Genomic DNA, 25,953 nt, shown 5'->3' with positions numbered 1-25,953 from the left:
GCCTATTGGGCACCGGCCGAATTCGTCGATATCCCGTTCACCGAGCGGCGGTGCGAACCAGATCGACTGCCTTGGTGATCTTGACGCGGGGCCGTCCCGCAGCATCGCCCGCCGCGCGTTCGGCGGCATCGATCGCCGTCCAGCCGTCGCGGTCGACGACCTCGGGCTGACGTTTGCGGACCAGCGCCGCCAGCGCCTCCCGGTCGTTGATCGGTGTCTTCAGCTCACCGGCTGCGAAGTCGCCGATGATCTTGTCGACCGTCTCCTTCGCGTCGACCTTGTTGGTGCCGATGACGCCCCGTGCGCCGCGCTTGATCCAGCCCGTCACGTAGACGCCGGGCGCGACGCTGCCCTGGTCGTTGGGGACGATGCCGCGCGCGTCGTCGAAGGGCAGGTCAGGGACCGGCTCACCGCGATAGCCGATGGAGCGCAGCACCAGTCCGGTGGCCAGTGTCCCGGTCTCGCCGGTCGCCTCGGCGACGGGGCCGGATTCGGAGGAGACCAACCGGTTGCGGCTCACCTCGAGAGCCTCGACGTGGCCGTCGCCGGTGATCGCGAGCGGGGAGGCGAGGTAGCGGAACACGATTCGCTTGTTGCCGGGGGTGCTGGGGCGTTCGGCGTATTCGTGAGCGAGGCGGACCTTCAGTGCGTCACCTGGCTCGAGGTCCGCGGTGTCGACGACCACGTCGACATCCGGCAGGTACCCCAGTGCCAGGAACTCCGGCGAGGTGTAGGCGGCCTCGGCGGGACTGCGGCGGCCGAGGAGGACGACTTCGCGAATCGCGCTGTGGCGCAATGCCTCGAGCGCGTGATCGGCGATGTCGGTGGTGGCGAGCTGATCGGGATCTGTGGTCAGGATCCGGGCGATGTCCAGTGCCACGTTGCCGTTGCCGACGATGACCGCGCGCTCGGCGCTGAGGTCGAATTCGCGGTCGGCGAAGTCCGGGTGCCCGTTGTACCAGGAGACGAACTCGGTGGCGGAGTGACTGCCGGGCAGGTCCTCGCCGGGAATGCCGAGCCGACGGTCGGTGGAGGCGCCGACGGCGTAGATCACGGCGTGATGGTGGGCCAGGAGCTCGTCGTGGGAGATATGGTCGCCGACCTCGAGATTGAGGTGGAACCGGAAATTGTCGCGCCGGAAGTCTGCGGCGAAGGCGTCGGTGACGATCTTGGTGCCCGCGTGATCGGGCGCGACACCCGCGCGGACCAGGCCCCATGGCGTAGGTAAGCGGTCGAACATGTCGACCTCGACATCGCCGCGCTCGAGCAGTTCCTGCGCGGCGTAGCAGGCGGACGGGCCCGAGCCGACGATGGCCACCCGCAGCGTTCCCCGCTCCTTGGGGGGACGCAGCTCGGCAGGGATCGGAGTGAAATCCGCTTCCAGTGGATTGGCCTGGAAATACTCGGCATTGATGTCGCGGTACCTGGACAGTGATTCGGTCAGTTCGTCCTCTGGGAAGATGGCCTGCACCGGGCAGGAGTCCGCGCACGCGCCGCAGTCGATGCAGGTATCGGGATCGATGTAGAGCATCTCCGCGGTGGCGAACTCGGGTTGATCCGGGGTGGGCCGGATGCAGTCCACCGGGCACTCGGCGATGCAGGTCGCATCGTTGCAGCAGCGCTGGGTGATGACATAAGCCATGGCGGGTTCCTCGGAGGTCGCAGGTTTCGGCCATTGACTGACCGCTCGTACGGTCAGCATAATCGACGTAAGCATTCAGTGGAAACGAGGGAAATGACGTGACGTTGCAGACGAGCGAGCTGTTGGCAGGCCGGGTGGCGTTGGTCACCGGCGGTAGCCGGGGCCTCGGCCGGGAGATGGTGGAGGCGTTCGCCGCAGCGGGTGCCGATGTCGTGATCGCCGGGCGCAAAATCGACAGTTGCAAGGAGACCGCGGCGAAGGTGCGGGCGGAGTACGGCGTGCGCGCTCTGCCGGTGGCGGCCAACGTCGGCGACTGGGCCGACTGTGACGCACTGATCGAGGCGGCCTACGGCGAATTCGGACGGGTCGACATCCTGGTGAACAATGCCGGTATCTCACCGCTGTATCCGAGCCTGGACGCGGTGGGGGAGTCGCTGTTCGACAAGGTGATCGGGGTCAATCTCCGGGGACCGTTCCGGCTGTGCGCCGAGATCGGCACCCGGATGGCCGCGGGCGACGGCGGTTCCATCATCAATATCAGCTCGGTGGCGGCTACCCGCTCCGACGTGATCGCGCTGCCTTACTCGGCGGCGAAGGCGGGCCTCAACAATGTGACCGAGGGGTTCGCCCAGGCCTTCGGCCCCAAGGTTCGGGTCAACGCTATTCAGTGCGGGCCCTTCGAGACGGATATCGCCAAGGCGTGGCCTGCGGAATTCCGGGCGCAGTTCGAATCGGCGGTCGCACTGGGCCGGCCCGGGCGACCCGATGAGATCATCGGCGCCGCGATGTATTTCGCATCCGATGCGTCCTCGTTCTGCACCGGCTCGATTCTGCGCCTCGACGGCGGCATCCGCTGATCACCGATCAGCCATCCAACCATCCAAGCTCAGTGAGGTAACAACCCATGGCATGGGATTTTCAGACCGACCCCGAGTTCCAGCAGGTCCTCGATTGGGCCGACGAGTTCGTGCGCACCGAGGTCGAACCATTGGATCTGGTGTTCGGCAGCCCCTACGACCGCTCGGACGAGAAGGCGATGGCGATCGCGGGCCCGCTCAAGGCCCAGGTCAAGGAGAAGGGACTGTGGGCTTGTCACCTCGGCCCCGAACTCGGTGGCCAGGGCTACGGACAGCTCAAGCTCGGACTGCTCAACGAGATCATCGGCCGCTCGATTTGGGGACCGTCCATCTTCGGCTGTCAGGCACCGGATTCCGGTAACGCCGAGATCCTGGCCCATTACGGCACCCCGGAGCAGCGTGCGAAGTACCTCCAGCCCCTGCTCGACGGCGAGATCGGCTCCTGCTACTCGATGACCGAGCCGCAGGCCGGCGCCGATCCCACTCTGTTCACCACCACGGCGGTGCGCGACGGGGACTGCTGGGTCATCAACGGCGAGAAGTGGTTCAACTCGGTGGCCGCCTTCGCCGAGTTCTTCATTGTCATGGCGGTCACCGACCCCGAGGTCAGTCCCTATGAGGGCATGTCGATGTTCATCGTGCCCGCGGGCACGCCCGGGCTCGAGATCGTCCGCAATGTCGCGGTACACGGCTTCAGCGACCACGAGGGCTATGTCCGATACACCGACGTCCGGGTGCCCGTCGACCATCTGCTCGGTCCCGAGGGCGGTGCGTTCGCGGTGGCCCAGACACGCCTCGGCGGCGGACGTGTGCATCACGCCATGCGCACTGTCGCCCTGGTACGCAAGGCCTTCGACATGATGTGCGAACGCGCCGTCTCGCGGCAGGTGCGCGGCGGAACCCTCGGCTCTCTGCAATCGGTGCAGGAGCGGATCGCCGACAGCTGGATCGATCTGCAGCAGTTCCGGCTCCTGGTGCTGCACACCGCCTGGCGCATCGACAAGGAGCAGGACTACCTGAAGGTGCGCAAGGACATCGCGGCCATCAAGGTGGCGATGCCGCGGGTGCTCCACGATGTGGCCCAGCGCGCACTGCACCTGCACGGCGCGCTCGGCGTCTCCGAGGAGATGCCGTTCGTCGACATGTTGATCCACGCCGAGGTCATGGGCATCGCCGACGGCCCGACCGAGGTGCACAAGACGACACTGGCCAAGCAGGTCCTGCGCGACTACACCCCGGCTCCCGGGCTGTGGCCGACCGGACACCGTCCGGCGCTGCGCGAACAGGCCGCCGCCCATATCGAAGCGCAACTGGAGCTGGTCGTCGGCAACCTCTGACCCCGCGACGATCGGACCTCCGGCGAGTGGCCGTGTGTAGCATGCACACGGCCACTCGTTCGTGGCGATCAGCGGGGCGCCCGCCGCGGTGAATCAGTTCGCTACCAGGGGCATCGGAACTTGACTGACCGCCCGTACGGTCATACCATGAGTTCATGGTTCAGCCCGACGAAGAGCGACCGGCATTCCTCCGCAAGGACGGGCACGTCGCGATCATCACGATGAACCGCCCGCACGCGATGAACGCGGTCAACGCCGCCATGTCGATCGCGCTGCAAGAGGCGGTGGACGAATTTCTCGCCGACCCGGAGCTACGGGTCGGCATTCTCACAGGCGCCGGAAAGGCGTTCTGCGCGGGCGCGGACCTGAAGGAAGTAGCGGCGAAGCGGTCACTGATCGGACCGGACCAGCGCGAGCGTGGGTTCGGCGGCATCATGAAGCAGCTGCTCGACAAGCCGTTGATCGCGGCGGTGAACGGTTATGCGCTCGGTGGCGGAACGGAATTCGTGCTCGCCTGCGACCTGGCGGTGATGAGCGACGCCGCCACCCTCGGCCTGCCCGAAGTGCGGCACGGCATCATCGCCGCCGGCGGCGGGCTGCTGCGCATGTCGCGACGCGTACCACTGGCGATCGCGCTGGAAGCCGTCATGACCGGTGCGCCGATCGCGCCCGAGGAGGCACTGCGCTGGGGACTGGTGAATCGCGTAGTGCCTGCCGACCAGGTGCTCGACACGGCGATCGAACTGGCCGGCAAGATCGCGCGCAACGCGCCGCTGGCTGTGCAGGCGAGTAAGCGTGTGCTGTATCAGGCCGCGGCGATGTCGGACTGGGAGGCGGAGTCGTGGAAGCTGAGTGACGACGCGGCCAAGGCGATCATGCGAACCGCTGACGCCAAGGAAGGGCCACGCTCGTTCGCCGAGAAGCGTAAGCCGAAGTGGGAGGGTCGGTGATGGCGGCCACCTCGACTATCGCCGGGCTCGGTCTCACCGCCGTCGGCAAGGTCTACGGGCGTAGCGCGACCGATTTCGCGGCGGAAGCGGTTCGGCTCGCGGCGGCGGACGCGGGCCTTGCGGTCACCGACCTGGACGGCCTGCTGGTGAGCCCGGGAACCAAGGGCTCCCCGAAGCTGTCCCTGCAGAAAGTGCTCGGGTTGCGGGATCTGCGGCTACTCGCCGAGATCCACGCCCTCGGTGCCAGCCCGGCCGCCATGATCGCAGCAGCGGCACAGGCGATCAACAGCGGTGAAGCCACTGCGGTCGCCTGCGTGTTCGCGGATGCTCCACTGCGCGAAAAGGGCTCGGCCCGTGATGCTTTCGGAACACAGCGCGCACTGCCCAGCGGATTCGCCTCGTACCACCTCGGCATCGGCGCGATCACGCCGAACCTGTTCTACGCCATGGCCGCCCGTCGTCATTTCGAGACCTACGGCACGACCAGCGAACAGCTCGGCGCGGTCGCGGTCGGCCAGCGTAGCTGGGCGGCCCACAATCCCGTCGCGCAGTTCACCAAGCCGATCACGGTCGCGGACCACCAGTCCTCACCTCTGATCGCGGACCCGCTGCACCTGCTGGACTGCTGTCTGGTCTCCAACGGTGGTGCCGCGGTCATCGTCACCTCCGCCGAACGGGCCCGTGAACTGGCACAGCCACCCGTCGACATCCTCGGTTGGGGCCAAGCCCATCCCGGGCAGGTGATGCGGCAGGGTTCGGACTTCGGTCTGCGCACCGGTGCGGCAGTCGCGGGGCCCGCGGCGCTGCGCATGGCAGGCGTCTCGGTCGCCGATGTGGATCTGCTCGAGCTCTACGACAGCTACACCTTCACGGTGCTGGTCACCCTCGAGGACTACGGATTCTGTGCCAAGGGCGAGGGCGGTTCGTTCGTGTCCGACGGCAAACTCGGTCCCGGCGGCAGCTTGCCCTGCAATACCGGAGGCGGCCAGCTGTCGAGCTACTACCTCACCGGATTCACGCCGATCGTGGAAGCGGTCGTGCAGGGACGCGGTCAGGCCGGCGCACGACAGGTCGACAAGAAGGACGTGATCATGGTGAGCGGCAGTGGTGGCGTCCTCGAACACCATGCCACGCTGGTCTTGAGTGGAGCCGGCCGATGAGCGAAACAGTGACCTGGCCGCCCATGAAGCGTGATGCCAAGAGCGCCGAGTTCTTCGACGCGGCGGGCCGGGGGGAGCTGGCCATCAAGAAGTGCACAGGCTGCGGGCGTTCGCTGGCGCCCGAGGCGATGGTCTGCACCGATTGCGGTGGTAGCGATCCGGTGTGGACCAGCGCCTCGGGCACGGGAACGCTCATCACGTGGACCACAGTGCACAAGGCACCCAACCTCGCCTTCGCCGACCTGGTGCCGTACACCGTCGGTGTCGTCGAACTGGCCGAGGGGCCGTGGCTGTACGCGCGAATCACAGGCGAGCCCCTGGTGGGAGCCGCGTTGCGCGCAGAATTCGTCAACCCGTCCGAGGGCGAGAGCTACCCGGTGTGGGTCGTAGCGAGCGGAGAATGACCATGCCCGAATTCGACCTGGCGACACTGCACGAGGCGATCGCCGAGGCACTTGCCGAGGAACCGTGTGTGATCACCGCACAGCGGAGTGACAGCTGGCGCGAGACCACCGACCGGACGCGCAGGTTCGCCGCGGTGCTGCGGGCCAACGGGCTCGGCGGACGCAAGCCCGTCGACAACGCCTGGGAGACCGGTCAGGACCACCTCGGCCTCTACCTGCACAACGGCGCGGAGTACCTGGAGGGCGTTCTCGGCGCGCACAAGGCGTCGGTCGCGCCGTTCAACATCAACTACCGCTACACGCCCACCGAGCTGGCGTACCTGCTCCGCGACGCACAGGCAAAAGCGGTGCTGTTCGGCGGGCACTTCGCCGAGACCCTCGCGGCGGCGCTGACCGAGCTGGACGAACTCCCGCTGCTGATCCAGGTCGACGACGGCAGCGGCGCACCGCTACTCGACGGCGCGCTGGACTACGAAACCGCGCTGGCCGCAGCCGATCCCGCACAGGGTGTCCCCGAATCCGGGCCGGAAGACCGCCACCTGCTCTACACCGGCGGCACCACCGGTATGCCGAAGGGCGTCATCTGGCGCGTCGGCGATCTCGTGGCCGGTCCGCTCGGCGTCCGCAAGGCGACGTCGACGGAGGAAGTCGTCGAGCGGGCGCTGCGGATCCGCGGTCGGGTGCTCCCCGCACCGCCGCTCATGCACGGCGCCGGGACCGGTATCGCCCTCGGCGGCTGGCTTTCCGGTGCGACCATCGTCTTCCAGCCGAGTCCGGAACGGTTCGATGCCGGCGTGCTGCTCGACACCTGCGTACAGCACGAGGTCACCTCGATCGCCATCGTCGGCGACGCGTTCGGCGCGCCGATGGTGTCCGAGCTCCAGGCACGTCCGCGCACCCTGCCCGCCTTGACGCTCATCGTCAACAGCGGTGCCGCGCTGCGTGACTCGCTCAAGGACCAACTGCGTGAGCTCATCCCCAGCGTGCGGATCAGCGACATGCTCGGCTCCTCCGAGACGGGTTTGCACGCCAAACGCGGCTCCGGCTCGAGTACCTTCTCGGCGCGCGGCAACACCGCGCTGATCGACGAAACCCGTACCCGCATCGTCGAGCCCGGCAGCGAGGAGATCGGCTGGCTGGCCCAGGGTGGTGCCATTCCCATGGGCTACCTCGGTGATCCGGACAAGACCGCGGCGACCTTCGTCACCGTGGACGGCCGTCGCTTCTCGGTCCCCGGTGACCGCGCCCGTCTCACTGACACCGGCGAGTTCGAATTCCTCGGGCGGGAGGCCACCACCATCAACACCGGTGGGGAGAAGGTCTTCGCCGAAGAGGTCGAACAGGTGGTGCGAGGGCTACCCGGCGTCGCCGACGCTGTGGTCGTCGGGCGCCCCAGCCAACGCTGGGGGCAAGAGGTCGTCGCGCTGTACCAACCCGCTGACGACACTGTCACGACCGAGCAGCTGCGCGACGGCTGCCGCGAAGCGCTGGCGGGCTACAAGATCCCCAAGGTCTTCCTTCGCGTCGACAGGGTCGGCAGGCACGCGAACGGCAAAGCCGACTATGCCTGGGCCAAGGCCGCCGCAGTTTCCACCCCACAGGAGCAAGCATGATCACCACCGTCCCCGATTTCGGGAACCCCGACACCTACCTAGACGGCTTCCCGTACGACGAGGTCGCCGCACTGCGCCGGGAGTCGCCGGTCGTGTGGGTGCCCGAACCGGCCTCGGGTGACTTCCCCGGTGGCCCGGGCTTCTGGTTGTTCACCAAGCACGCCGACGTGATGGCCGCGGGGAAGCGCCCCGAGGTGTTCAGCTCTTATGAGGGCGGGACCTGGGTTCGTGAGGTGTCTCGCGCGGAACTTCAGATCCAGCGCCAAGCGATGCTGAACATCGACCCGCCGATGCACACTCAGATGCGCAAGCTCATCAGCAAGGCCTTCACGCCGCGCGTGGTCAACGGCATGATGGAATCCATCAGCGCGCACGCCGATGCGATCGTCGACCGGCTCGGCGACGGCGGCGACATCGACTGGGTCCAGCAGGTCTCCTCCGAGCTGCCGCTGCTGGTGCTGGCCGACATCCTCGGCGTCCCCTCCGACGAACGGCATCTGCTGTTCGACTGGACCAACCGCATGGTCGGCTTCGACGATCCGGAAGCCGTGGACAAGAAGTCCTACGTCTCGGCGTTCCTCGAGTTGTTCGCCTACGCTCGCGCCCAGACCGCGGCCAAGCGTGCCGAACCCACCGACGATGTGTGGAGTCTGGTGGTCAATGCCGAGGTCGACGGTCGCCGCCTCACCGACGACGAGCTGGACCGGTTCTTCCAGCTGCTGGTCATCGCCGGCAACGAAACCACCCGCAACATGCTCAACGGCGCGATCCTGCTGCTGTCGCAGAACCCGGACCAGTTCCAGCTGCTGCGTGACGACCCGAGCCTGATGCCGCAGGCCGTCGAAGAAATCCTGCGGATGTTCCCGCCGATCCTCCAGTTCCGGCGCACCTGCGTCCAGGACACCGAGGTCAGCGGGCAGCAGATCAAGGCAGGCGACAAGGTCGTGCTGTCCTATGCCGCTGCCAACCGCGACGACACCGTGTTCGAGAATCCCGACACCTTCGACATCACGCGCAAGACCAACCCACACGTCTCCTTCGGGTTCGGTACTCACTTCTGCCTCGGTAGCGGTGTGGCTCGCCTGGAGGGCCGCGTCCTGCTGACCAAGCTGTTCGAGCGCTTCAGCACCGTCGAGGTCACCGGCACGCCGGTCCGGCTGCGGTCCAACTTCGTCAACGGCATCACCGAGCTGCCCGTTCGGCTGGAACGGTAAGGTCGACATTGAGCAACCTCTGGACCACTCCCGAACGGTTGGAGCTGCGAAAGCTGGTCGCCGACTTCACGATCCGCGAGATCGCACCGAACATGGACCAGTGGGAGCGCGACGGGCAGCTGCCGCGCTCCCTGCACCAGAAGGCCGGATCGCTGGGCCTGCTCGAACTGGCGTTTCCCGAATCCGCCGGTGGCGCGGGTGATTACATCGATCTGTCCATCCTGATCGAGGAATTGATCGGCAACGGCGGTAGTCCGGGTCTGTGCGGGTCGTTGCTGACGCATACCATCGCCGCGCCGCACATCGCCACCGCGGGCGATCCTGCCCAGGTAGTCGAATACGTGCAACCGACCCTCCGGGGTGCGAAGATCGGTTCCCTCGCGATCACCGAGCCGGGCACCGGCTCCGACGTGGCATCCGTGCGCACCACGGCAGTGCGCGACGGCGATCACTACGTCGTCAACGGCGCCAAGACCTACATCACCTCGGGGACCCGCGCCGACTACGTGACGACGGTGGTTCGCACCGGTGACGCAGGCCATCGGGGATTGTCCCTGCTGATCGTCGACACCGACACGCCGGGATTCTCCGTGGGGCGCAAGCTCGAGAAGATGGGCTGTCTGTGTTCGGACACCGCCGAACTGCACTACGACAACGTGCGGGTGCCCGTGGCGAATCTGGTCGGCATGGAGGGCTCGGCCTTCGCGCAGTTGATGACTCGCCTCGACGGTGAACGGCTCAATCTCGCGGTGCAGGGGTACGCGACCGCCCAGCGCGCCTTCGACCTCACCCTGCCGTGGGTGCGCGACCGGGTCACCTTCGGTGAACCGCTGGCCGATCGGCAGGTGATCCGGCACAAGCTCGCCGAGATGGCGCGACAGATCACCGTCGCCCGGGTCTACGTGCGAGATGTGCTGTCCCGCTACGTCGCGGGCGAGGCCCTCGGCGCCGAGGTGCCGATGGCCAAGAACACCGCGGCGAACGCCTGCGAGTACGTCGTCAACGAGGCGGTGCAGATCTTCGGCGGCATGGGCTACATCCGCGAGAACGAAGTCGAGCGGCTCTTCCGCGACGGCAGGCTGCTCAGCATCGGTGGCGGGGCGACCGAGATCATGAACGAGGTCATCGCGAAGTCCCTTCCGCTTTGGACGCGCTGATGGGCCACTATCGCGCGAATGTTCGCGACCTCGAATTCACGCTGTTCGACGTTTTCGGGCTGGACAAGATCCTCGCCACCGGCGCGTTCGACGATCTCGACGGCGAGACGGTGCGCACCATGCTCGCCGAGGCCGCGAAGCTGGCCGAGGGCCCGGTGGCGGAGGCGTTCGCCGACGCCGACCGCAACCCGCCGACCTTCGATCCCGCCACGCACACAGTGAGCATCCCGGAATCGTTCAAGCGATCGCTGCGCGCCTGGCAGGACGCCGAATGGTTCCGGGTGGGGCTGCGGCCGGAAGTGGGCGGTGTCCCCGCCCCGTCGATGGTGGCCTGGGCGATCACCGAATTCCTGCTCGGCGCCCAGCCCGGCATCTTCTTCTACCTGACCGGTCCCGCGTTCTCGGGCGTGCTGTACGGCATCGGCAACGAGGAGCAGCAGCGGTGGGCCGAACTCGCGGTGGAGCGGGGTTGGGGCACCACCATGGTGCTGACCGAACCCGACGCCGGTTCCGATGTGGGTGCTGCCCGGACCAAGGCGATCCCTCAGGAAGACGGCAGCTGGCACCTCGAAGGTGTCAAACGCTTCATCACCTCCGCGGACGCCGACGATCTGTTCGAGAACACCGTGCACCTGGTGCTCGCCCGACCCGAAGGCGCCGGGCTGGGAACCAAGGGTTTGAGCCTGTTCTATGTCCCCAAGTTCCACTTCGACTCCGAAACGGGCGAGCTGGGCGATCGCAACGGGGTATTCGTCACCGGCCTCGAGCACAAGATGGGACTGAAGGTATCGGCCACCTGCGAAGTCACCTTGGGCGGGCACGGCACGCCCGCCAAGGGTTGGTTGGTCGGCGATACCCATAACGGCATCGCACAGATGTTCCAGATTATCGAGACCGCGCGGATGATGGTGGGCACCAAGGCGATCGCCACCCTGTCCACCGGCTACCTCAACGCGCTCGACTACGCCCGCAATCGCGTGCAGGGTGCGGATCTGACGGCGATCGCGGACAAATCGGCACCCCGGGTGAACATTCTGCGCCACCCGGACGTGCGCCGGTCGCTGCTCATGCAGAAGGCCTACGCCGAAGGGCTGCGCGCGGTCTACCTGTTCACCGCCGCGCATCAGAACGAGGAGGCGGCGCAGGTCGTCTCGGGCGCCGACCCCGCGATGGCAGCCGGAGTCAACGACCTGATGCTGCCGATCGTGAAGGGTGTCGGCTCCGAACGCGCCTTCGCGATGCTCACCGAGTCGCTGCAAACCCTGGGTGGCTCGGGCTACCTGCAGGACTACCCGATCGAGCAGTACCTGCGTGACGCGAAGATCGACTCGCTCTACGAAGGCACCACGGCGATCCAGGCTCAGGACTTCTTCTTCCGGAAGATCCTGCGGGACAAGGGCATCGCGTTCGAGTTCCTGCTCGGCAAGATCACCGAATTCGCGGCGGCAGCACCGTCGGAGCTGGCCGGTGAAGCCGATCTGCTGGTCGCGGCGGTGGTGGATGCGCGAGCGATGGCGGCGGTCCTGACCGGCTATGCCACCGGTGCGGACCCGGCCGAGGTCTATCGGGTCGGGCTCGGGTCGGTGCGGTTCCTGATGGCTGTGGGCGATCTGGTCGTCGGCTGGCTGCTGTTGTGGCAGGCGAGCGTGGCGCTGGCATCGGGCACCGTCGACCCCGACTACCGGGCGGGCAAGGTGGCGGTGGCGCGCTTCTTCGCCGCCGACATCCTGCCCGGGCTCGCCGCGGTGCGCGGCGTGCTGGAAAGTATCGATCATGCTGTGATGGACCTCGCCGATACGGCGTTCTGAGGCTCCGCGAGGCGAACGGCAGCGGCAGGCTCCGGTGGATACATCCACCGGAGCCTGCCGTCGTTTCGCTGGGTTGTCAGCTCATGACGCGACGTGCGTCGCGCTCGGGGTTGATCAACGCGATCGCGAGGATGCCGCCGATACCGGCTGTGACGCCGTAGATCTGAAACGCCAGGAGGTAGCCGTCGGCTTTGGTCTCCGCCGCGTCGACGATGACACCGGTGAGGTAGGGGGCGATCAGGCCGCCCACCGACATGAGGGCGGTGAACAGGCCGAGGGTGCCCGCCAGCTGGCTCGGCGGGCACAGCTGGGAGACACCAGCGATGAACAACGCGTAGACACAGTTGCTGATGCCGTAACCGAGGGTTATCGCGGCCACCGCCTGCGCGGGCGTGCTCAGGAAGGGCAGCGCCAGCAGGCTCATGCAGGTGACCAGCAGTGTGCACCCGGGCAGAATGCCCCGCATGGCACGTCCAGAGGTGCCCTTCGCCATCATCCGGTCAGCGATGAAGGTCGTGCTGAAAATGAAGAAGAGGCCCGCGATGCTGGGGACACCGAACAGGCTGCCTGCCGTCAGCCGGCTGTAGCCGAGTCCCTCTTCGAAATAGGAGGGGAGCCAGGTCAAGACGGTGGTGGACAGCGCGTAGGCGCTGAAGATGGCGAGTGTCGCGGCGATGAAGGTGGGGGTGAGGAAGATGCGCAGCCACGGGACCTTGATGATGGGGGCGGTGTCGGCGTTCTCGGCCTCGGCGGCGGCTACGGCCTTCGCGCCGTAAGGTCCCTCCTTCCAGGTGGACAGCCACAGCAGCACCCATGCGGCGCCGAGGCCGGCAAGGGTGAGGAAGGCGGCGCGCCATCCCCAGTGGACCACGATGGCCGCCAGGGCCGGTGCCGCCAGGATCTTGGTCAGCGGGGCGCTGGCGGTGAGGCAGGCGCTGGGCAGTGCCCGCTTCTCCATGGGGTGCCAGGCGAAGATCGCCGTGCACACAACGGCGAGGGCCGGTCCCTCGAAGAATCCGAGCAGCATCCGGCTCACCAGCAGAACGCCGAAGGATGCCGCAACGACTGTGGGCAGCATGACGAGAGACCAGGACAGCGCGATCGCAATCAGCAGCCAGCGCATGCTCACCCGGCGCGCCAACGGCCCGGCGAGCAGGCCGCCCACGGCGAAGGTGACGAAGAAGGCGCTGCCGATCAGGCCGATCTGGGAGGCGGTGAGACCGAGCTCGTCCCGGAGCGGTTTGGCGGCGATGCCGAGGATTGCCTTGTCGGAGTAGTTGATGACGTACAGCACGACGACGGTGGCGGTGATGCCCCAGGCGCGTGCGTGTGAGTAGACGGGATCGGTCCCGGATACACCGGTGGGTGCGGTGGATTGTTTCGTGGTCATCTTGATCCGTTCTCGGGTGTTGCTGAGTGTGCTGGCCGCGCGATAGCCGCAACGTCGAGTTGTGGGCGGTCCCTGCGTGGCAGGCGGTGATCCACGAGGGTGAAGGGCCTTTGATCGCAACCGGGCGGACAGGGGCCGGTGCGGCGGGGGATCGGAGCCCTGAATTTTTCGCCCGCACCGGCGTTACGGCAGCCGTTCGAGAATGCGGGGAGAGGGTCGACAGGCGGTATGTGGAGTGAGGAGCGCGGGCCGGTTCCGTTGCCGGAGCGACCTGTTCGCGATCAGGTCAGTCGTGGTCTCGAACCGCGCTGACTGGTTGAGGAGGGCACCTCCGCCCGGGCCTCCGGGATATCGAGGTGTGTTACGTGGATCACAACACTAAACATACAATGTGTTCAATTAGTAGGTGGGCAAATTGGTGGGTATCGGCGGGCGTGAAACTTTTCGAGGGGGCCGGGCGGCTAGTGGTGTCCCGCTGCCTGTGACATACTGGCCGTACAGGCGGTCAGTGTCGTCGGATTCCGGTAGCCACATACCGCACGCTCGCTGCCGCGCTCTACGTGCGGTTCAACCAGACCGACGCGCGCCGGGACTTCTCGGCGATCGTCACCGACATCCGGGAACGTTCCGGGGAGGGCGCCGAATGACCGAATACGAGACGATCCTGCTCGAGCGTAAGAACCGGGTCGGCTGGATCACCCTCAACCGGCCGAAGGCCCTCAACGCGCTCAACACCCAGGTCCTCGACGACATCGTCGCCGCCCTGGACGAACTCGAGCGGGACGACGAGATCGGCGCGGTGGTGATCACCGGCTCCGCCAAGGCTTTCGCGGCGGGCGCCGATATCAAGGAGATGCAGCCCAAGTCGTACATGGACATGTTCATGGACGACTTCTTCGCCCGCTGGGACCGGCTGGCCCAGTTCCGCAAGCCCACCGTCGCCGCGGTCGCGGGGTACGCACTCGGCGGCGGTTGTGAGCTGGCCATGCTGTGCGACATCCTGATCGCCGCCGACACCGCGCAATTCGGGCAGCCCGAGATCAAACTCGGCGTGATCCCGGGCATCGGCGGTTCGCAGCGGCTGACCCGTGCGGTCGGCAAGGCCAAGGCGATGGACCTGGTGCTGACCGGCCGGAACATGGGCGCCGAGGAGGCCGAACGGGCGGGTCTGGTCTCGCGTATCGTGCCCGCCGACGACCTGCTCGACACCGTCGCCGAGGTCGCCGAGGCCATCGCGGCCAAGTCGCTGCCGGTCACCATGATCGCCAAGGAAGCGGTGAACCGGTCCTTCGAGACCACCCTCGCCGAGGGAATCCGCTTCGAGCGCCGCGTCTTCCACTCCCTGTTCGCGATCGAGGACCAGAAGGAAGGCATGAACGCTTTCGTCGACAAGCGCACCGCGCAGTTCACCCATCGGTGACGTGGATGGTCGAGGATGTCGTCGTGAGGCGTTTCTGGCCGCAGCGCGCGGAGTGTTCGCGACCGCTGGATACCACGGTGCTCGAATGGACGACATCAGCGCACGGGCGGGCATAAGCAAGCCGGTGCTCTACACCGAGTTCCCTGGCAAGCTCGATCTGTATGTCGCTGTCCTGCAGCAGTATCTGGACCGGATGGTGGCCGGTGTTCGTCGAGGCGTGGCTGTGGACGCCGGGTACGGCGAACGTGTGCGGCGTGCGGTCATGGCCTACTTCGACTTCGTCGACGAGGACGAGGGTGGACACGTGCTCGTGTTCGAGACCCCGGTGCCCAGCGAACCAGTCATCGCGTGGCGGGTGAGTTGTGCCATGAGGGAATGCACGACGCTGGTGAGTGACCAGTTACGCAGTGCTGGTGTCGACCCGGCCCGAGCTGGCATGTGCGCGTCGGGCCTCGTCGGCGCGAGCCATCTCGCGGCCAGGGACTGGCTCGATGCCGGACGACCGATTTCCAAGAGCGACGCGGCAGAAACTGTGGTCGCACTGTGCTGGAGCGGGCTGTCGGCTGTCGATCGCCTCGGCCCGCCGATGCGATCGACACCGCAGCGGTGGACCCACAGGTCGGGGTGATCGTGTCGACCGGGGCGGGTCTTCAGCGTCGGCGCGGATATCAACTCTGATTCCACAACCGGCGCGTCCCCACGCCGTCTCGCCCTGTGCGCAATCTCAATCTACCTGGAAGGACACCCATGCTCTCGCTCACCAGCTCGCCGTCCGAGCGTCGCTCGCAGCGTGTCACCCGGCTCGCGCTCGGCGGCCTCATGACAGTTGCCGGCGTCTCGCACCTCACCTTCGCGCGCGGCGAGTTCCAGGCGCAGGTGCCGGACTGGTTCCCCCTGGACGCCGACTTCGCCGTGCTCGGCTCCGGTGTCGCCGAGGTGGGGTTCGGCCTCGCACTGCTCGCCCTGCCACGCAAGCGGCGGATCGTCGGGCTCGCGCTCGCCGCGTTCTTCGTCGCGATCTTCCCCGGCAATATCGCCCAGTACGTCGAGGGCACCAGCGCGTTCGGCCTCGACACCGACACCAAGCGCCTGCTCCGGCTGTTCGGTCAGCCTGTGCTGATCGCTGCGGCGCTGTGGGCGGGCGGGCTTCCCGAGCGCGCCGAGAGGTAACCAGCGCGCAGCGCGGATTCGAACGCGGCGGGTGGCTGTGGCCCGCTGTGATCGGGCTCGACGGCACGAACAGCCATTACGTCAGGGAAGGCGAAACAGTGATGCAGATGGTGATCGACGAGTCGAGCCGACGTGCGCGGGCGCTGCGGCAGGCGATCGAACCCTTGGCGGGGCACGTGTACTTCGCGCCGGAGTGCCATGCCGCTTACGAGCGTCTCGGTTTCGCGCCGCCCGGAACGCTGGGCAATGTCGCGACACCGGATGCCGCAGCGTATTTCACCAGTCGCGGCGCGGCGATGGGTCAGGTCCACGGCCTTGTGGTGGCGGCGGCCTTCGCCGTGTTCGAGCCCGGCGTCGTCGCGGCCGGAGTCGAACACGGGTGGCGGCTCACCGACGCGGCGACGATCTCCGCCGCGCGCACTGCGGGCGCGATCGCGCACCTCGAACGGGTGCTGGGGCCCTGCCCGGCGGGGACCGAGCGTGTGACCGCGCTGCTGACGCGGGCGCTGGAACCGCTCCGGTCGGAAGGGCGCCCGCTGTTCGCCGGTCTGCGTGCGCTCGATCTGCCCGACAGCGCGATCGGCCGCGCCTGGCGCCTTGCCGACTGCATGCGGGAGTACCGTGGCGACTCGCACACGGCCGCCTGGAACGCGGCAGGCTACGATGCCGCCGAGATCGGTCTGGTGGGTGAGTTGGCGCGCGGGCTGCCCGCGCGCACCTATGTGCGGTCCCGAGGTTGGACCACCGAACAGCTCGACGCGGCGCAGGAGCGACTGCGCTCGCGCGGCCACATCGACGGTAGGGGACTCACGGCGACGGGTACGTGGGCACGAGAAGCTGTCGAGGTCGCGACGGACCAGCAATCGCGTGGCGCGATCGCGGCACTCGGCGATGACCTCGACGAGCTCATCGGTTTGCTCAAACCGTGGAGTGCGGGCCTGATGTTGGCCAGTTATCCCGCTCTGACCAGCGCGGAGCGGTGCGACGCGGCCCGCATCGTCAATTACTCGAAGGGCGTGAGCCGATGATCACCGACGCCGTGTGCAGTGCCCGCGCCCGCGCCCTGTGGGCCGCGATCGAGCCGTTCGCCGGACAGGTGTATTTCTCCACCGAGGCGAACGCCGAGTACACCGCGCTCGGCTTCGGCGCGGGTCGCGGGTCACTGGGCGGCGGTGCGCAGACCTCCAATCGCGATGCCTACAACGCCAGCCGTGGCTCGGCACTCGGGCACGCGCGCGATGCGGTCGTCGCTGCCGCGTTCGCGGTGTTCGAGCCGGGCATGGTCGCCGCGGCGGTCGAGCGCGGCTGGGCGGTCACCGATTCCGCCTCGCTCGCCGCCGCTCGTCGCCGCGGGGCGACGGACTCGCTGCGCCGGATGCTCGGAGAGGAACCGGAGGGCATCGGGCGGGTAATCGAATTGCTCACTCGCGCAACCGAACCCCTGCAGGTGGCGGGGCGGCCACTGTTCGCGGGACTGTGTACTATCGACCTGCCCGATGATCGGCTCGGTCGGGCGTGGGCGCTGGCCGACCGGCTCCGGGAATACCGCGGCGACTCCCATACCGCGGCCTGGATCGCGGCGGGGTTCGACGCGGTGGAGATGGGGTTGCTCAGTGAGCAGAGATGGGACCTGCCACCGCGCACCTACGTCTACACCAGGGGATGGTCGGATGCGCAGCTCGACGCCGCGACGCATCGCCTGCAGGAACGCCGCCTGCTCGACGGTGAGCTGCTGTCACCGGCAGGCCGGGCCGCGCGCGAGGAGATCGAGACCGCCACCGACCGTCAGCTGCGACCAGCGCTCGAGGCGCTGGGGGACGAAGCCGACAAGCTGATCTGCACCGTCGGACGGTGGAGCGCGACGATACAAGCCGCGGGTGGCTACCCCGATCTCACGGCGCACAGATCGCGCGGCGAGTAGCGGCACAGCGTCAACAGACGTAGGGACGTCAGCAGACCGGGGCCAGGCTCTGTGGACGGAATGGTGCAGGCGGTGGCGGCCGCGGGTCTGGTGCGCGGGATGAACGTGAGGAGTCACCTGCCGACCTCGGGTTGTACAGTTCATTCGACGCAGCACTGATCCACCCGCCGAGCAGTTGGCGGTCGAACCTGTCACCGTCCGTGGGGTATTGCTCTCGCGCAGGGCAGCATCCGAGTCGGCCGTGCCGAGTTGGACGACATCGCTACGGCGATCGCACTCCTCGTCTCCTAGGACGACGCGTCGAGATGGGAACGGGCGAACTCGTACTCATCGAGGGAGGTCGGCTGCTCGCAGTCGGTGGATCCCAACGTTGAAGGAGCCTTCGCTATGAGCAGCATGAGGGTGATCGTCAGTCGAGTACTCGAGGCGAGTTTGGTTGTGGTCGGCGTTGCCGCATTGTGGGCAGGTGAACCTCGTGGGTGGTTGCTCTGCTGGGGTCTGCTTTCCTCCATGTATATCGGTGCTTGGCTGGTGCGGTTGCTGCGGAACCGGCACGCCGACGACCCCGCGGAGTGGCTGGACGAAATTCCCGATAGCTGGACCGCCCTGGTCTTGACGGTGGTCACGAGCGCCGTCGGGCTGGCTACGGTGTTGTCGATCGTGGCAGGCGACGTCGACGAGGAACAGACGGTGTCCACGGAAGTCATCGCGGTGGCGGTTGCGCTGCTGGCCTGGTTCCTGTTGCACCTGGGGTTCGCCGAACAGTATGCCCGCACCTACCATCGGCGGCTTCCAGAAGAACAACTGTCGTTCCCTGATACCCCTCGGCCGAATTTGCTGGACTTCGCCTACTTCTCCTTCACCATCGGGGTCTCGTTCGCCGTCTCCGACGTCACGACCAGAACCCGTCACCTCCGGGCGCAGGTACTGCTCCATTCGGTGATCGGATTCTTCTACAACGTCGCGGTCATCGGCGTCGCGGTCGATGTCGTGAAGGGGCGGTGAGCCTGGCAGAGGCCTGACGGCCGACGGTCAGTGGGCCATGACGTAGGCACCCGGGGCGACACCGAGGGGACGGAACTCGGCGTTGCCCAGCGTGGCCGCCGCGGGCCTGTCGTGCCCTGATCGGTCGCCGAGCCACGCGGCGTAGTCGGGCCACCACGAGCCCTGGACCGTTGGCGTTGCGGCACGCCAATCGGCGGAATCGAGAGAATTGTCTTCCGACACTTGGTAACTGGATTTACGGTTACCGGGTGGATTGACCAGCGAGGCGATGTGACCGTTGGTCGACAGGACGAAACGTACCTCGCCACCGAGCAGCTGCGCGCTGCGGTAGCAATTGGTCCAGGGGCAGATATGGTCGGCCGAGCCGGCCACGACGTAGGAGTCGACCGTGATCCGGTGCAGATCGATGGGTGTGCCGAGCACAGTGACGGCGCCGGCGGTGGCCAGCTTGTTGTGCAGGGCGGCTTGGATGAAGTCGCGATGCAGAGCGGCGGGCATCCGAGTGGTGTCGGCATTCCAGAACAGGATGTCGAATTTGGGTGGGGTCTTACCCTGCAGATAGTTGTTGACCCAATAGTTCCAGACCAGATCGGAGGGGCGGAGCCAGGCGAAGACTTCGGCGAGAGCGCGGCCGTCCAGGTATCCCTTGCTCTGTGATCGGGCGATCGCGGCGCGGGCGACACCTTCGTCGATGAACGAGCCGGCCATGCCTGCCCGGTTCTGGTCGATCATGGTCACGAGCAGGTTGAGGCTGGCCAGTTTGCCGATACCCTGGGTCTGCGCGCAGTGCGCGGCCGCCATGCAGGCGATCAGGCCACCCGAGCAGGCGGCCGTGGTGTGCACGGCGCCGGCGCCGGCGATGCGGTCGACCACACTGAACGCGTCGATCACGGCTTGGGCGTAGGCGTCGATGCCCCAGTCACGGTGGCGTTCATCGGGATTGCGCCAGGAGATCATGAACACCTGCTGGCCCTGCCGGACCAGGAATTCGACCAGGCTGCGGTCGGGTGCCAGATCGAGTACGTAGTACTTGTTGATGGTCGGCGGAACGATCAGCAGCGGCACCTCGCGCACGGTCTCGGTCTGGGGCAGATACTGGATCAGCTCGAACATCTCTGTTCGGTACACGATCGCCCCGGGAGTGATCCCGAGGTCTACGCCCACGTGGAAAGCGTCGGGCTCGACCATTGCCGGGATCCGCGGCGAGCTGGCGAAGTCGCGCAGTAGATTGCGCGGGCCCGAGATGGTGTTGAAGCCGTTGGTGGCGAAAAACGTCTTCCAGGCGAGGGGACTGATCAGCGGATTGTTGCTCGGCGCAGCGGCTTCGAGGATATTCGACAACACGAATTTCATCCGCTGGGCGTCGCGCCACTCCATAGGTGCGTCAGTGAGGAGCCCATCGGCCAGCTCGTTGGCGGCCAGGTAGGCCTGCACGATGCGCTTCAACAGCGGGTTCTGTGACCATTCCGGGTCGGTGAAACGCCGGTCTTTCGGCGGTGGGGCCAGTTCGGAGCTGCCCTTGACGATGCGGCCGAGTTCCTCGACGAGCGTGCTGACTCGCGTCTTGACCCGGTCGGGGCGTTTGGCCAGAGCGTCGAGGAAACGAACGCCCGAATTGCCGGGCAGCCACGGGTTGGCGTGCCCCAGCGCGCCTTCGATCAGCAGTTGGTCGAAGGGAATCGCGAACTCCGGGGTGTCACTGGTCGTGCCGTGATTGATGATGGCGTCTCCACTCTCGTCGGCCGCGCCGGCGCAGTTCGCGCGGCGTGCTCTGGTCGGTCCGCGTCGATCTGGTAGCAAGATCTCGTGGGCGCGGTGGTCGACGACCGAGGGGCGGGCCTGCTTCTCGCAGTCCGGTGGCGAACGCACGATGACCCGCATCTCAGTGCGGCCACCGTGCCGAACGCGTACTAGAACGGTCGCGCATGGCGCCCGTCCAGCCAATGTCGATGCCGACAACACATCTCCGGAGAACGTGTCGGCACCCACACTCTGTTCGCTCGATGCGGCATCGACCGCTACCTCGTGGATAACCTGTCGAGGTGCCTACTCCAAGTCTCGCTCCGCCGGTGGCGAAACTGGCCGCTGACCTGCTCGGGCAGATCGACCAACTGGCCGACCAGCTGCTCGCCCGGATTTCCGGGCAGATCGAGATCTACCGCATGGAGAGCATTGTCGACCGGGGCGAACTGCGAGCATCGCTGATAGCCAACGTGAATCAGATCCTGGCTCGGTTGAGCGGCGAACACGGGGTCGACCTGTCGGCGCCCGCCAATATCGGACGCACCCGCGCCGTGCAGGATATGCCGCTGCCAGAGGTCCTGCGCGCCTATCGCCTCGGCTTCGCGTTCGTGTGGGAGCGATTGCTCGCCGCCGCCCGCGACTCGGGCCAGAAGTCGGTGGACGCGCTGCTCGATACCGCGACGGCGATCTGGGAACTGGCCGACGACTTCTCCCTCGCACTGACCGAGTCGTACCGGGAGGCGATGAGTGAACGGATGATCGCGGCCGACCGCAGGCGATCCGGCATCATCTCGGCGATCCTGGACGGGCCCACTTCCGGTTCGCTCAGCGCCTGGGAGGTCGCGAAGCTGCTCGACCTGCCCTACGACGGCATCTTCCTCGTACTCGTCGCGGAGGTGACGGGTTCGCACTGCTCGGCTCTGCCGCGACTCGAGGACCGACTCCGGCAGCTCGACGTCGGTTCGGCGTGGCGCTCCCGGCCCCAGCACGAGATCGGGGTGCTCTCCCTGGGTCGCCGTGACCCGTCGGAGGTGCTCGCCTCGGTCGAGCAGATAGCGCTCGGACGTGTCGGCGCGAGCCCGGTGTTCCACCGGCTCGACGGTGCGGCCCGGGGATTGCGGCTGGCCCAGGTCGCCCTCGAAACGCTGTCGCCCGGCACGACGGGTATCCGCCGCCTCGACGACGACCCGCACATCGATCTCCTTGTGCGCGACCGTGATACCACCCGACGATTCGTGCTGCGCGTGCTGAGCGGCGTCCTCGCCGCGCCCGACCACGAGCGGACGACTCAGCTGGCCACCGCGACGGCATGGATCGACTCGCGTGGCTCGGCGGTCGAGGCGAGCCGGTTGCTGTACTGCCATGAGAACACCGTCCGGCATCGCATCCGCCGCCTCGAAGAACATCTGGGTGGCTCGCTCGACGACCCGCGAATGCTGAGCGACCTCACCATTGCCCTGCAAGCCATCCGCGCGTTCCCGGAGCTCGGTAACCGGCTCGGTACGTCGTCCCCAACCTGAAGGAGGCCACGTGGTCGAGGTCGAAACCGTTCGGCGATTGAGGATCAGCGGACGGCGCCTGCGTGTGGCGGTGCGCAGGGGACACGGCCGCCCGCTGCTGATGTGCAACGGGATCGGTGCGAAGCTGGAGCTGTTGGCGCCCTTTCTCGACCGGCTCGACCCGGCGATCCCCGTGATCCGATTCGATCCGCCCGGAATCGGCGGTTCCGAATTGCCGCGCGTGCCTTACAACTTCGCGACTCTGGCCTGTCTGCTCGGCGAAGTCCTCGACGACTTGGGATACGGCGAGGTCGACGTACTCGGCATCTCGTGGGGCGGCGGCCTCGCTCAGCAGTTCGCCCTCCAGCATCCGCGGCGGTGCCGTCGACTGGTGCTCGTCGCCACCGCGACCGGCTCGCTGATGATCCCGGCCCATCCCCGCGTGCTGAGCAAGATGATCACGCCGCGCCGATACCGCGACCCCGCCTACGCGGCAGCGATCGCTGCGACGATCTACGGGGGACGCCTGCGCGCGGAGCCAGGGCTCGCGGAGGAGATCCTGTTCAGCCACTCCGGCCGGGCGTCCGGGCTCGGCTACTCGCTGCAGTTGCTCGCGGGCGCGGGGTGGTCCAGCCTGCCGTTTCTGCCGCTGATTCGGCAGCCCACGCTGATCCTCGCCGGCGGCGATGACCCGATCGTGCCGGTGATCAACGCGAAGATCATGCACCGCCTGATGCCTCGGTCGACCCTGCACATCTACCCGGACGGTCATCTCGGCCTCGTCACCCAGGCCGATGACCTGGGACCGCGAGTGGCCGAGTTCCTGCGTCCGGCGCCGCGTTCGAGCTGATCGGCCCGGTGTCGGTTCGCTCACTCGGCGCCGACGATGCGCAACGCCATCTCGGCGTAGGCGGCGGCGATGTCTTCGGGCGACCAGTCACCATCGTCGCGATACCAGCGGGCGATATCGATGCCGAGGGAGAGTAGGGCGACACCCGCGATCCGCGCGTCGGGGGCGTCGAAGACTCCTGATTCGTTGCCTCGCTCGACGAGTTCGCGCATGGTCCGATCGATCCGATGACGGATGGCGCGGATCTCGGTCTGGTGTTCGAGGCTCAGGGAATTCAGCTCGTAGTTCACGACGCGGGCGCTGGTGTGGCCGCGGGCGTGATGCGCAGCGAAATCGAGGACCACGTTGCGTAATGCGGTTCGTGGATCGCTCGACGATGCGGCCGCCTTCTGAACCAGCTCGAGCGTCGCCTCGTGCCCCGATCGGGAGATCAGGTGCAGCAGTTCCTCTTTGGATTTGTAGTGCACATAGACCGCGGCCGGGCTCATACCAGCGGACGCGGCGATGTCGCGCGTCGTGGTCCCGTTGAAGCCCTTCTCCGCGAACGCTGCGAGGGCGGCTTCCAGCAGACGCGCGCGGGTCGAGTCGCTGCGGGATTCGGTTGTGTCGGTCATGGGATCGCCATTATCTCGCTTCCGCGAGACGGCATTCGTCACGGGCTGTGTGATGTGGCTAACAGGGAATGATCGCCTATTGACGGCGATCCGGGCGGGCTGCACTATCGCTAACTAAGCAAGCGCTTACTTATTGAGGAGTTTCGATGCCGGAAGCTGTGATCGTCGCCGCCGCCCGTTCCCCGATCGGCCGTGCGGGCAAGGGCTCGCTCAAGGACATGCGTCCTGACGACCTGACCGTCCAGATGGTGCGGGCCGCCCTGGCTCAGGTGCCGAACCTCGACCCGACCCAGATCGAGGATCTGGTCCTCGGCTGTGGGCAGCCCGCAGGGGAGTCGGGCTTCAACATGGCCCGCGCCGTCGCTGTGGCAGCCGGGCTCGATACCGTTCCCGGTACCACCGTCAACCGCTACTGTTCGTCGAGCCTGCAGACCACTCGCATGGCGCTGCACGCCATCAAGGCAGGTGAGGGCGACGTCTTCATCTCGGCGGGCGTCGAGACGGTGAGCCGTTTCGCCAAGGGCAACGCCGACGGCCTGCCCGACACCCAGAACCCGATTTTCGCCGACGCGGTCGCTCGCACCGCCGAACGCGCCGCCGGTGGCGCCGCGTCCTGGGCCGACCCGCGAATCAACGGTGTGCGGCCCGACGTGTATATAGCCATGGGCCAGACCGCCGAGAACGTCGCCCAGCTCACCGGGATCACCCGTGCAGAGCAGGACGCCTTCGGCGTCCGTTCACAGAACCTGGCCGAAAAGGCCATCGCGAACGGTTTCTGGGCCACCGACATCACTTCGGTCACGCTGCCCGATGGGACCGTGGTCAGCGCCGACGACGGCCCGCGTTCGGGCGTCACGCTGGAGGCGGTGAGCCAGCTGAAGCCGGTGTTCCGGCCCGACGGCACGGTCACCGCAGGCAACTGCTGCTCGCTCAACGACGGCGCGGCCGCCCTGATCATCATGTCCGACGCGCGAGCCGAGGAGCTCGGGCTCACGCCGTTGGCTCGGGTCGTCAGCACCGGTGTCTCGGCGCTCTCGCCCGAGGTCATGGGCCTGGGCCCGATCGAAGCGTCGAAAAAGGCGCTGCTGCGGGCCGGTCTCACCATCGATGACATCGACCTGGTGGAGATCAACGAGGCCTTCGCGGTGCAGGTGATCGGCTCGGCCCGCGAGCTCGGCATCCCCGAGGACAAGCTCAATATCAACGGCGGCGCGATCGCGGTAGGGCACCCGTTCGGCATGACCGGTGCGCGGATCACCAGTACCTTGATCAACTCACTTCGCTACCACGACAAGCAGTTCGGCCTCGAGACTATGTGCGTCGGCGGCGGCCAGGGCATGGCGATGGTGCTGGAGCGTCTGTCGTGACCGGCCGATTCGCGGGCAAGACCGCGATCGTCACCGGTGCGAGCCGCGGCATCGGCCTCGGCATCGCGCAGCGACTGGTCCACGACGGCGCGAAGGTCGTCATCACCGCCCGCAAACAAGAAGCCCTGGACGAGGCGGTGCTGCAGCTGGGCGGCGCCGCGCACGCGCTCGGTGTGGCGGGCCGCGCCGATGACGCCGATCATCAGGCCGATGCCGTGGCTCGGGCGATCGAAGCGTTCGGCAGTGTCGACCTGCTGATCAACAACACCGGAATCAACCCGGTATACGGGCCGATGATCGAGATAGATCTCCAGGCAGCCCGCAAGATCATCGAAGTCAACTGCCTCGCCGCGCTGTCGTGGGCTCAGCAGGTGCACAAGGCGTGGATGGACGAGCACGGTGGCGCCATTGTGAACGTTTCCTCGGTCGCCGGCGTCCGGCCCGCGCCGGGCATCGGCTTCTACGGCGCCAGCAAAGCGATGCTGACCTACATCACCCAGGAATTGGCCGTCGAGCTCGGCCCGAATATCCGGGTCAATGCGGTGGCACCCGCAGTGGTGAAGACCAAGTTCGCCACCGCGCTCTACGAGGGCCGCGAACAGGAAGTCGCCGATACCTACCCGCTGAAGCGGCTCGGAGTGCCCGAGGACATCGCAGGCGCCGTGGCGTTCCTGCTCTCCGCCGACGCCGCCTGGATCACCGGCCAGCTGCTTGTCGTCGACGGTGGCGTGACGCTGACCGGCGGCGTCTGAATGCCCGACTGGGAAGCGGTCGGCGTAGCTCTCCGCACGCTGGAGACCCGACCATCCCGAGCGGAAGAAGACAGTTCAAC

23 protein-coding genes are annotated in these 25,953 nt (G+C 67.1%); 19 read left to right on the top strand and 4 right to left on the bottom strand.

Annotated elements, in window-relative coordinates:
* Positions 1-37 precede the first annotated feature (37 nt).
* Positions 38-1,642 (bottom strand): FAD-dependent oxidoreductase, encoded by a 1,605-nt coding sequence (locus ACFULV_RS23375; protein ID WP_378660025.1) that lies wholly within the window; start codon positions 1,640-1,642, stop codon positions 38-40.
* Between the two features lie 119 nt (positions 1,643-1,761).
* On the opposite strand from ACFULV_RS23375, the gene ACFULV_RS23370 reads away from it, so the two are divergent.
* From ACFULV_RS23370 to ACFULV_RS23330, 9 genes are all read left to right on the top strand, one after another.
* Positions 1,762-2,499, top strand: a complete 738-nt coding sequence (locus tag ACFULV_RS23370) for an SDR family NAD(P)-dependent oxidoreductase (protein WP_378660028.1) — start codon at positions 1,762-1,764, stop codon at positions 2,497-2,499.
* A 47-nt stretch (positions 2,500-2,546) separates the two neighbouring features.
* A complete protein-coding gene (locus ACFULV_RS23365) occupies positions 2,547-3,836 on the top strand; it encodes an acyl-CoA dehydrogenase family protein (RefSeq protein WP_378660023.1) in 1,290 nt (429 codons plus the stop codon).
* 155 nt (positions 3,837-3,991) lie between these two features.
* Complete coding sequence (locus tag ACFULV_RS23360) at positions 3,992-4,786, top strand: crotonase/enoyl-CoA hydratase family protein (protein ID WP_378660020.1); 795 nt, start codon at positions 3,992-3,994, stop codon at positions 4,784-4,786.
* Positions 4,786-5,946, top strand: coding sequence for a thiolase family protein (locus ACFULV_RS23355; RefSeq protein WP_378660017.1), 1,161 nt, complete (start codon positions 4,786-4,788; stop codon positions 5,944-5,946). The genes ACFULV_RS23360 and ACFULV_RS23355 overlap by 1 nt, the downstream gene beginning before the upstream one ends.
* A complete protein-coding gene (locus ACFULV_RS23350) occupies positions 5,943-6,350 on the top strand; it encodes a Zn-ribbon domain-containing OB-fold protein (RefSeq protein WP_378660014.1) in 408 nt (135 codons plus the stop codon). The genes ACFULV_RS23355 and ACFULV_RS23350 overlap by 4 nt, the downstream gene beginning before the upstream one ends.
* The gene (locus ACFULV_RS23345; protein ID WP_378660012.1) at positions 6,347-7,963 is read left to right on the top strand and encodes an AMP-binding protein; all 1,617 of its coding nucleotides are present in this window, start codon (positions 6,347-6,349) and stop codon (positions 7,961-7,963) included. Before ACFULV_RS23350 ends, ACFULV_RS23345 begins: the two co-directional genes overlap by 4 nt.
* Positions 7,960-9,177 carry a cytochrome P450 gene (locus tag ACFULV_RS23340; RefSeq protein ID WP_189028492.1) on the top strand — a complete coding sequence of 406 codons (1,218 nt, stop codon included), beginning with the start codon at positions 7,960-7,962 and terminating at the stop codon, positions 9,175-9,177. The genes ACFULV_RS23345 and ACFULV_RS23340 overlap by 4 nt, the downstream gene beginning before the upstream one ends.
* An 8-nt stretch (positions 9,178-9,185) precedes the next feature.
* Positions 9,186-10,334 carry an acyl-CoA dehydrogenase family protein gene (locus ACFULV_RS23335; protein ID WP_378660010.1) on the top strand — a complete coding sequence of 383 codons (1,149 nt, stop codon included), beginning with the start codon at positions 9,186-9,188 and terminating at the stop codon, positions 10,332-10,334.
* A complete protein-coding gene (locus ACFULV_RS23330; RefSeq protein WP_378660008.1) occupies positions 10,334-12,142 on the top strand; it encodes an acyl-CoA dehydrogenase in 1,809 nt (602 codons plus the stop codon). Before ACFULV_RS23335 ends, ACFULV_RS23330 begins: the two co-directional genes overlap by 1 nt.
* 76 nt (positions 12,143-12,218) lie before the next feature.
* Here ACFULV_RS23330 and ACFULV_RS23325 read toward each other — a convergent pair whose 3' ends face one another.
* Positions 12,219-13,532 carry an MFS transporter gene (locus ACFULV_RS23325; RefSeq protein ID WP_378660005.1) on the bottom strand — a complete coding sequence of 438 codons (1,314 nt, stop codon included), beginning with the start codon at positions 13,530-13,532 and terminating at the stop codon, positions 12,219-12,221.
* Positions 13,533-14,175: 643 nt separating this feature from the next.
* On the opposite strand from ACFULV_RS23325, the gene ACFULV_RS23320 reads away from it, so the two are divergent.
* From ACFULV_RS23320 to ACFULV_RS23295, 6 genes are all read left to right on the top strand, one after another.
* Positions 14,176-14,952, top strand: a complete 777-nt coding sequence (locus tag ACFULV_RS23320) for an enoyl-CoA hydratase (protein ID WP_378660002.1) — start codon at positions 14,176-14,178, stop codon at positions 14,950-14,952.
* 1 nt (position 14,953) lies between these two features.
* Complete coding sequence (locus tag ACFULV_RS23315) at positions 14,954-15,580, top strand: TetR/AcrR family transcriptional regulator (RefSeq protein WP_378659999.1); 627 nt, start codon at positions 14,954-14,956, stop codon at positions 15,578-15,580.
* Positions 15,581-15,699: 119 nt separating this feature from the next.
* Positions 15,700-16,122 (top strand): DoxX family membrane protein, encoded by a 423-nt coding sequence (locus tag ACFULV_RS23310; RefSeq protein WP_378659996.1) that lies wholly within the window; start codon positions 15,700-15,702, stop codon positions 16,120-16,122.
* A gap of 107 nt (positions 16,123-16,229) precedes the next feature.
* Entirely contained in the window at positions 16,230-17,150 is a 921-nt protein-coding gene (locus ACFULV_RS23305) for a hypothetical protein (RefSeq protein ID WP_378659994.1), read from the top strand.
* Entirely contained in the window at positions 17,147-18,043 is an 897-nt protein-coding gene (locus ACFULV_RS23300; RefSeq protein ID WP_378659992.1) for a hypothetical protein, read from the top strand. The genes ACFULV_RS23305 and ACFULV_RS23300 overlap by 4 nt, the downstream gene beginning before the upstream one ends.
* A gap of 387 nt (positions 18,044-18,430) precedes the next feature.
* A complete protein-coding gene (locus ACFULV_RS23295; protein WP_378659989.1) occupies positions 18,431-19,048 on the top strand; it encodes a DUF1345 domain-containing protein in 618 nt (205 codons plus the stop codon).
* A gap of 27 nt (positions 19,049-19,075) precedes the next feature.
* Here ACFULV_RS23295 and ACFULV_RS23290 read toward each other — a convergent pair whose 3' ends face one another.
* Positions 19,076-20,929: a PHA/PHB synthase family protein gene (locus ACFULV_RS23290; protein WP_378659986.1), complete on the bottom strand. Its 1,854-nt coding sequence runs from the start codon at positions 20,927-20,929 to the stop codon at positions 19,076-19,078.
* Positions 20,930-21,090: 161 nt separating this feature from the next.
* Here ACFULV_RS23290 and ACFULV_RS23285 point away from each other — a divergent pair, with 161 nt between their 5' ends.
* Positions 21,091-22,311 carry a PucR family transcriptional regulator gene (locus ACFULV_RS23285; RefSeq protein ID WP_378659983.1) on the top strand — a complete coding sequence of 407 codons (1,221 nt, stop codon included), beginning with the start codon at positions 21,091-21,093 and terminating at the stop codon, positions 22,309-22,311.
* A gap of 10 nt (positions 22,312-22,321) precedes the next feature.
* Entirely contained in the window at positions 22,322-23,140 is an 819-nt protein-coding gene (phaZ, locus tag ACFULV_RS23280; protein ID WP_378659981.1) for a poly(3-hydroxyalkanoate) depolymerase, read from the top strand.
* Positions 23,141-23,160: 20 nt separating this feature from the next.
* Here the strand turns inward: phaZ and ACFULV_RS23275 are convergent, their stop codons facing one another.
* Positions 23,161-23,754: a TetR/AcrR family transcriptional regulator gene (locus ACFULV_RS23275; protein WP_378659978.1), complete on the bottom strand. Its 594-nt coding sequence runs from the start codon at positions 23,752-23,754 to the stop codon at positions 23,161-23,163.
* 146 nt (positions 23,755-23,900) lie between these two features.
* Here ACFULV_RS23275 and ACFULV_RS23270 point away from each other — a divergent pair, with 146 nt between their 5' ends.
* Positions 23,901-25,121, top strand: coding sequence for an acetyl-CoA C-acetyltransferase (locus ACFULV_RS23270; protein WP_378659976.1), 1,221 nt, complete (start codon positions 23,901-23,903; stop codon positions 25,119-25,121).
* A complete protein-coding gene (locus tag ACFULV_RS23265) occupies positions 25,118-25,873 on the top strand; it encodes an SDR family oxidoreductase (RefSeq protein ID WP_378659973.1) in 756 nt (251 codons plus the stop codon). The genes ACFULV_RS23270 and ACFULV_RS23265 overlap by 4 nt, the downstream gene beginning before the upstream one ends.
* Positions 25,874-25,953: the final 80 nt, after the last annotated feature.

This window comes from Nocardia sp. NPDC057272, assembly GCF_042668615.1.
Lineage (GTDB): Bacteria > Actinomycetota > Actinomycetes > Mycobacteriales > Mycobacteriaceae > Nocardia.
Note: the sequence above shows the minus strand (reverse complement) of the source record. Positions and strands in the feature narration are given on the sequence as shown.

What these genes read in the sequence shown, in the direction of transcription:
- ACFULV_RS23340 (WP_189028492.1), top strand. Translation starts at nt 7,960, where the DNA reads ATGATCACCACCGTCCCCGATTTCGGGAACCCCGACACCTACCTAGAC.
- ACFULV_RS23360 (WP_378660020.1), top strand. Translation starts at nt 3,992, where the DNA reads ATGGTTCAGCCCGACGAAGAGCGACCGGCATTCCTCCGCAAGGACGGG.
- ACFULV_RS23365 (WP_378660023.1), top strand. Translation starts at nt 2,547, where the DNA reads ATGGCATGGGATTTTCAGACCGACCCCGAGTTCCAGCAGGTCCTCGAT.
- ACFULV_RS23275 (WP_378659978.1), bottom strand. Translation starts at nt 23,754, where the DNA reads ATGACCGACACAACCGAATCCCGCAGCGACTCGACCCGCGCGCGTCTG.
- ACFULV_RS23350 (WP_378660014.1), top strand. Translation starts at nt 5,943, where the DNA reads ATGAGCGAAACAGTGACCTGGCCGCCCATGAAGCGTGATGCCAAGAGC.
- ACFULV_RS23290 (WP_378659986.1), bottom strand. Translation starts at nt 20,929, where the DNA reads ATGCGGGTCATCGTGCGTTCGCCACCGGACTGCGAGAAGCAGGCCCGC.
- ACFULV_RS23305 (WP_378659994.1), top strand. Translation starts at nt 16,230, where the DNA reads ATGGTGATCGACGAGTCGAGCCGACGTGCGCGGGCGCTGCGGCAGGCG.
- ACFULV_RS23295 (WP_378659989.1), top strand. Translation starts at nt 18,431, where the DNA reads ATGAGCAGCATGAGGGTGATCGTCAGTCGAGTACTCGAGGCGAGTTTG.
- ACFULV_RS23355 (WP_378660017.1), top strand. Translation starts at nt 4,786, where the DNA reads ATGGCGGCCACCTCGACTATCGCCGGGCTCGGTCTCACCGCCGTCGGC.
- ACFULV_RS23375 (WP_378660025.1), bottom strand. Translation starts at nt 1,642, where the DNA reads ATGGCTTATGTCATCACCCAGCGCTGCTGCAACGATGCGACCTGCATC.
- ACFULV_RS23300 (WP_378659992.1), top strand. Translation starts at nt 17,147, where the DNA reads ATGATCACCGACGCCGTGTGCAGTGCCCGCGCCCGCGCCCTGTGGGCC.
- ACFULV_RS23270 (WP_378659976.1), top strand. Translation starts at nt 23,901, where the DNA reads ATGCCGGAAGCTGTGATCGTCGCCGCCGCCCGTTCCCCGATCGGCCGT.
- ACFULV_RS23310 (WP_378659996.1), top strand. Translation starts at nt 15,700, where the DNA reads ATGCTCTCGCTCACCAGCTCGCCGTCCGAGCGTCGCTCGCAGCGTGTC.
- ACFULV_RS23325 (WP_378660005.1), bottom strand. Translation starts at nt 13,532, where the DNA reads ATGACCACGAAACAATCCACCGCACCCACCGGTGTATCCGGGACCGAT.
- ACFULV_RS23320 (WP_378660002.1), top strand. Translation starts at nt 14,176, where the DNA reads ATGACCGAATACGAGACGATCCTGCTCGAGCGTAAGAACCGGGTCGGC.
- ACFULV_RS23345 (WP_378660012.1), top strand. Translation starts at nt 6,347, where the DNA reads ATGACCATGCCCGAATTCGACCTGGCGACACTGCACGAGGCGATCGCC.
- ACFULV_RS23330 (WP_378660008.1), top strand. Translation starts at nt 10,334, where the DNA reads ATGGGCCACTATCGCGCGAATGTTCGCGACCTCGAATTCACGCTGTTC.